Raw genomic sequence first — 6,178 nt, 5'->3', positions numbered from 1 at the left:
TTCCAGTTTTAGTGATCCCTGGGGGTGGCTATAGTTTTTGTAGTGAGAGAGAGGCTGAACCAATCGCTTTATCATTTGTAGCAAAGGGATATCATGCTTGCGTACTACGTTATCATGTAGGTGAAAATCGAGATTTCGAACGATCATTAGAGGATGCGAAACAGGCATTAGCAGAGATCAGAAAGATCGATGCGAAATACAAAGTCGCGCAAGATCAGATTGCGGTGATTGGTTTTTCTGCTGGTGGACACCTTGCAGCAGCGATGTCTACGTTGTTAGAAGAAAAACCGAATCTTTGTATTTTAGGTTATCCAGCGATTTTGTCGTCATTTGCTGAGGTGATGAAAATCAAAGCGCCTTCTTTAGATACTTGTGTAACAAAAGAAACACCGCCAACTTTTTTATTTTCTACGTTTGAAGATAATGTCGTACCGATCGAGAATTCTTTGCTGTATTTGAGTGCTTTGGAAGAACATGATGTACCATTTGAAAGCCATATTTTCCAAAAAGGGCGTCATGGACTTTCACTGGGAACTAAATGGTTTGGTGCATCACCAGAAATGATCGACTTACGCTTTGCGCGTTGGTTGAAGCTCGTTTGTGAGTGGTTAGAGTTGAATTGGGAGCAAGAAACCCAGCCAGTAAATCAAACAGTCAATGGACCAATGGAAAAAAATGTTCTCGAACTGCCGTTAGATCAATTGCTAGAAGATGGAACGAATCAAGCAATCTTATTCCAAGAATTCCCAAAATTAGCGGAAAAGAGTTATTACAAGATCCTTCGTCGGTTTTCATTGAATCAATTGCAGCAATTCTCACCAGAAATTTTCTCCACAGCACGTATAGCAAAGGTGCATGAACAAATGAAACAATCAAAAAGGGTAGGTGGAAAAGAATGAAATTTATGATCGTAGATGAAAGTTATAAAGCTTCAACAGAACTTTCTCATGAAGAACCAACACAAATCACCACGATTACTAGTTCTAAAAATAGTTGTGCCGTTTTTCAGCTTTTATTACATGATGGCAAAAAGAATCACTTTATTTTAAATAAGCAATTTTCGATTCCTGATGAGATCGAGATCCCCGTGTATCGAATTGCCATCAAAAGTGATTTACCTTATCAAGCACAATTTGTTGACTATTATTTAGGAACAGATGGATTGGCTTATGCGGATGAGTTGATTGGAGAAACAGCGTATACGTATAGTGGCGATCGCTATGCACCTATTTATATAGAGATCCCTATCGATAAACAAGTAAAACCGGGTACTTACCCAGTCCAACTTTCTGTATACCGTTCGTTCATTAACCAAGAGGATCAATTAGTCGCGGAAAAATCAATTGAAGTATCTGTTTTGGATTTTGCTTTTCCAGATGATGTGCAACAAGACTTTCGACTGGATATCTGGCAGCAACCTTCCAATTTGGCACGCACCTTCCATGTGCCTCTGTGGGGAGATGCTCATTTTGACTTGGTTGATCAAATGGCTGACAAGTTAGCTGCAATTGGTCAAAAGGCAGTGACAGTGATCGCAGGTGCGATTCCTTGGAAAGGCTGGTTCAACTATATTGTCAAAGATTATCCAGCGAATCTATATGAATATTCAATGATTCCCATTCGGAAAAATATGGAAGGGGCACTTATTTGTGATTTTTCGATTTTGGATCGCTATCTTGCTTGTTTTGAAAAATACGGTATCAATCAAGAAATCAATCTATTTGGTCTTTTAGGTGTTTGGAAACCACCTTATTTTCCTTTGAATGAGCAGTCGGGACATTCAGAAAAAATCGTCTTACGCTATTTTGATGAATCAACAGATAAGATTACGTTTATTGAACAAGCAGCTGATTTTACTGCGTACTTAAAACAACTTGTTTTTCATTTGAAAGAGATTGGGGTGTGGGAACGAACCTATGTGACCGCAGATGAACCTAAGTCACATGAAGTAGAAGCATTTATCCAAGCAGTCAATGACTTAAAGGCCATCGAGCCATCTATTCAAATCAAAGTTGCTTTTGACAAAGAATCAGTTTTAAACTCATTAGAATCAGTCATTGATTATCCTGTGACTTCTTTTTATTGTACTTGTAACAACCAACAGCAATTACTAGAAAAATTTGGAAAAAAACTGAACTACTATATCTGTAATTATCCAACGAAACCTAATACCTTTTTACACAGTCCATTGATTGAAACACGAGTCCAAGGGTTGCTTGCTTATTACTTTAAAACGGATGGCTTATTGCGTTGGGCACTGAACTGCTGGCCAACAAATGCTCGAACAGATATCCGCTATAACACGGGGGCACTTCCGATTGGCGACAACTGTTTGATCTACCCAGGATATAACGGTGATTTATTACTATCCCTTCGCTACAAACAACTTCTAAGAGGAATAGAAGACTTTTGGTTATTGAAACATGCAGAAGAACAAAACGAAAAGAAAGTCCAACAATTGCTTGATGAATTTTTAGTTGTCACTGACCCTAAAGATTGGATGCTGAATAGTCATCAGGCGAATCCTGAGGCATTTCAGTTAACTGAAGAAAAGTACCAACAATTAAGAAACGTACTGATCCGAATAAATCAGGGGGAATAGTGGAAGAAAAAATTGCGATTGGTTCTTTTGGTAAACACTTTTAATTAAAAAAGTTGATGTGCGTTCCCAAATTTGTCGTTTGCACGGAACATTTTTGAAAACGCACATCATGTGTTTATTGTTCAACCTTTATTTCAAGCGATGAAATGTATCAAAAGAAGACTTGATTCAACTTTTAAAATGGAGCAACTTCGCCGTTGAATGTACCGCTAAGAACAACTTTACCTAACATGTGTCCGGATTCGACTTCTTTTGTAGCTGCCCGCAAATTTTTTGCGTTGATGCCATCCGAGTAGACTTTTGTCAAGGTTGTTTTTAGGACGCCTCTTTCTGCTAGCGAAGCAATCATTGCCAATGCTTCACCTTGTGTTTCGATTTGGTAGTCATAATCAGTTTTCGCAAACATATACTCCCAATCCAAGCTGACTGATAGATTTTTCCAAGCACTTAAGTTCAGCGGTTCATTGACCCCAACGATCGTGCCTACATGTCCAAACGGTTTGATCAGATGAGTGATTTGTTCTAAATAATGGGTGATATCGAATAAGACGGCGATATAATCAACAGCCTCTACACCTAGTTCCTGCAAGCTTTGTTTTAAATCGTGATGATAATCTAGTGGATGATCTACACCAACTGAAGTGAGCCATTCAAAGTTTTTAGGACTAGAAGTAGCATAGATTTCTAATCCTGCCCATTTAGCTAACTGGTTCAAGATAGAGCCGACACCACCTGCTCCATTGATCACTAAGATTTTCTTTCCTTGATTGGCATTTTCTTCTGGAATCAATCCAAATTTATCAAACAGTAGTTCATAGGCCGTCAAGGAGGTAAGGGGAAGGGCTACGGCTTCTTCATCTGATAGATGCTTTGGTGCTAAAGCTGCAATCCGTTCATCAACGAGTTGATATTCTTGATTACTGCCAGAACGTGTTGTAGTACCTGCATAAAAAATTCGATCCCCGATTTTGAACTTAGAAACTTTTTCGCCTATTTTGACGACTTCACCTACGCCATCAAATCCTAGTACTTTTAGCGTATCGCTTTTAGGTGCGGTCTGTCTTAACTTAGTGTCAACAGGGTTGACGGATACCGCTTTGACCTTTATCAGTATATTTCTTGCTTCAGGAATAGGGATTTCTTTTTTTTGATCAATGAAACTTTTAGGGTCATCGATCGGCAAGCCTTCAAAAAAGCCAACAGCCTGCATCAATGGATCATTTGACATAAAACTTCCTCCTCTGCTAGTGGACAAAACGTCTTCCTTTAATTTGACGTAAAGGAAGCGATATAGAATCAGCTTAGAAGGTCGAAAGATAGGAAAACGAGCATCACTTGGTGGTTGTCTCCTGAATCCATCCGAAAACTAAGCATTATTTCAACAGCACTAGCTTAAATCTTTTCATTTCTATTGTAAAACAAAGCATCTTTGATACGCTATATTTCTTCTATAAAAGTCGCGTGCTGTACCAAAAGCGTGAGCAATGCAAGAAAACGCAAGTCTGTATTTTGTCGGACATAAGTTCTATATAAAGATATAGCGAGAGCAATAACGATTTAATCGACTAGTTCCTATTGTTTTAACTAAAATAGACAAAAATATCAGCTGATTTCTTATTGAAAAGGGCTGATATTTTTGCCTATAAACACAAGAAACTGTCCAATTTTTTCATGTGACAGAAACTAGAAAATCTATTTTTGACTAAAACTATATTCCACTTTATTCGAATCCATTAGGCGGGTTCCTTGAACATTTACCCAAGTAAATTCTTTTTTATAGTGCTCACCATAGAGATACGTTTTTTTGTTTTCTTTATCGATCTGAGCATAGGCTTTTTTTATTTTCCAATCGTATGTTTGAAATAGCCCAGTTTGTTCAGGGTGTTGATCTTCTTCAGTAAAATCATTCGCAAGTAATTTTTCTATTTCTTCTTTTTCACTGTCTGAAGTGGTTAAGCTAGAGGGATCTTGGTTGAGATTTTTAGATAGTTGGATTTCTTTAAAAATAGCAAGAGTTCCATTTTCTATGGTATAACCTCCACGATTTTGCAAAGTACCACCATTTGTGACTTGAACGATGACGACGTTTTCTATCTTGTCTTTATCCGCAGATGCGCAAGCGCTTAACGAGAAAGTAGATAAAATCAATAAAGATATAAAAATAACAACGTTTTTTTTACTCATAATTAGATCACTCCTTTTTCATATCTTATCATTTTGATAAATAAACTAAAAGTAATTTTTTTATAATTCGCGATTTAACCTTTTAAAATCAAGAAATTAAAGTAGATGGAACTATGCTATATTTAGAAATCATTCTTTCGAATCCTATCCAGAAACTCGCTGGTTTTGAATTGCGTTCTTCTTTTTTATAACATTATTTTCTACGTGGTGAACAGATGGTCACGAAAGAATCGAGGAGTGATTTTTCTTGGGAAAGCAAGTGAGCAAGGTAAAGAAGAAAGCACATGAAGCCTAGATTTTACCCCGAAAACCAAGGGGAATATGTTATCGATCAGGGGCTAAAATAAGTAATTGTATTGTTATAAAAACAAGCTTATAATAAGTTATAAAAAATTGAGGTTTGGGGAATAAGGAGAAAACAGATGAAAAAAACGGTGATGTTTTGTTTAGTATTGTCAACAGTGTTATTGGCTGCATGTCAACAAACAAAAAAAGCGACGGCTCAGTCTTCAAAGTCTGCTGAAAGTAGTATAGCAGTAACAAAAGAATCGAGTAGCAAAGCAAGTTCAGAAAGCAGTACAACAAACAGTACAACAAGCAGCTCGACAAGCAGCACAACGACCAATTCAACAAGTAGCACAGATACCAGCTCTAGTACAGCAACAGAAACAACTACGGTTTCAAATCTGTTGTGGAGTGCAGATAAAAGCAATCAATTGGCTAGCTTTATGGCTAGTTGGGGTCAAACCATGGGACAAAGTTATCAAGCCTATGGACCGGGTAATAATGTAAATCTCTATGGATTACAGTTACCTGATGGAGTTTTGAACCATATGAATGGTTGGCAAGCAACGGTTGCCAATACACCAATTTCGTTAACTTGGTCAGAAAATGGAGAAGTACCATCTGGCTACGGATTAGTAGCAGTTTATTCAGATGCGCAAACACAATCTGGACAAAAAACAAGGCACGTTTACTTTTTCACCATTGAGGGAGGAACTCCTAAAGTTTTGGTCATCAGTCAAAATCAAGGGAATCCGAACAACTATCTTGAGTTAAGAGAAACAGATAATCAAGAATTGAAAAATGGATTTTCACAAATCGTTACTGGACAATAAGTGTAAGAAAGGCACTCGTTCTAGGATCAATAGGCCTTTGTTCTTAAAAATAAGTGGGAATTATGGTTATTTATAAAAAATAGAAAATCAAGTAGACGTCGAGATAAAGTCGTTTAGGTTTGAGAAATTGGAGAGAAAAACGAGCAATACAAAAAACGTATTGTTCGTTTTTTTTTTTTTTTTGAAATTTCTGAAAAACCTGACTTTGGGACACCGTTTATTCGAGAGTCTGTGGCAAAACTTATTTTTAGATTTGTTCCATATTTTTGATAAT

General features: G+C 37.2%; 5 protein-coding genes. 3 read left to right on the top strand and 2 right to left on the bottom strand.

Going from position 1 to position 6,178, the window contains the following annotated elements; all coding sequences use genetic code 11:
* On the top strand, positions 1-899 hold an 899-nt coding region (locus ED2_RS13995), incomplete at its 5' end, for an alpha/beta hydrolase (protein WP_255209483.1).
* Complete coding sequence (locus tag ED2_RS13990) at positions 896-2,602, top strand: DUF4091 domain-containing protein (RefSeq protein ID WP_016176995.1); 1,707 nt, start codon at positions 896-898, stop codon at positions 2,600-2,602. The genes ED2_RS13995 and ED2_RS13990, both read left to right, overlap by 4 nt.
* A gap of 175 nt (positions 2,603-2,777) precedes the next feature.
* On the opposite strand, the gene ED2_RS13985 is transcribed toward ED2_RS13990, so the two are convergent.
* Positions 2,778-3,830 carry a zinc-binding alcohol dehydrogenase family protein gene (locus ED2_RS13985; RefSeq protein ID WP_005878719.1) on the bottom strand — a complete coding sequence of 351 codons (1,053 nt, stop codon included), beginning with the start codon at positions 3,828-3,830 and terminating at the stop codon, positions 2,778-2,780.
* 464 nt (positions 3,831-4,294) lie between these two features.
* Positions 4,295-4,786 carry a hypothetical protein gene (locus ED2_RS13980; protein ID WP_016176996.1) on the bottom strand — a complete coding sequence of 164 codons (492 nt, stop codon included), beginning with the start codon at positions 4,784-4,786 and terminating at the stop codon, positions 4,295-4,297.
* 422 nt (positions 4,787-5,208) lie between these two features.
* Between ED2_RS13980 and ED2_RS13975 the strand changes: the two genes are divergently transcribed.
* Entirely contained in the window at positions 5,209-5,904 is a 696-nt protein-coding gene (locus ED2_RS13975) for a DUF4767 domain-containing protein (protein WP_016176997.1), read from the top strand.
* Positions 5,905-6,178 lie beyond the last annotated feature (274 nt).

This window comes from Enterococcus durans NBRC 100479 = LMG 10746 (assembly GCF_001544215.1).
Lineage (GTDB): Bacteria > Bacillota > Bacilli > Lactobacillales > Enterococcaceae > Enterococcus_B > Enterococcus_B durans.
This window is presented reverse-complemented; position numbering and strand designations above follow the sequence as displayed.

Excerpts from the sequence above, each read along its gene's own strand:
- ED2_RS13990 (WP_016176995.1), top strand. The coding sequence starts at position 896 with ATGAAATTTATGATCGTAGATGAAAGTTATAAAGCTTCAACAGAACTT.
- ED2_RS13985 (WP_005878719.1), bottom strand. The coding sequence starts at position 3,830 with ATGTCAAATGATCCATTGATGCAGGCTGTTGGCTTTTTTGAAGGCTTG.
- ED2_RS13980 (WP_016176996.1), bottom strand. The coding sequence starts at position 4,786 with ATGAGTAAAAAAAACGTTGTTATTTTTATATCTTTATTGATTTTATCT.
- ED2_RS13975 (WP_016176997.1), top strand. The coding sequence starts at position 5,209 with ATGAAAAAAACGGTGATGTTTTGTTTAGTATTGTCAACAGTGTTATTG.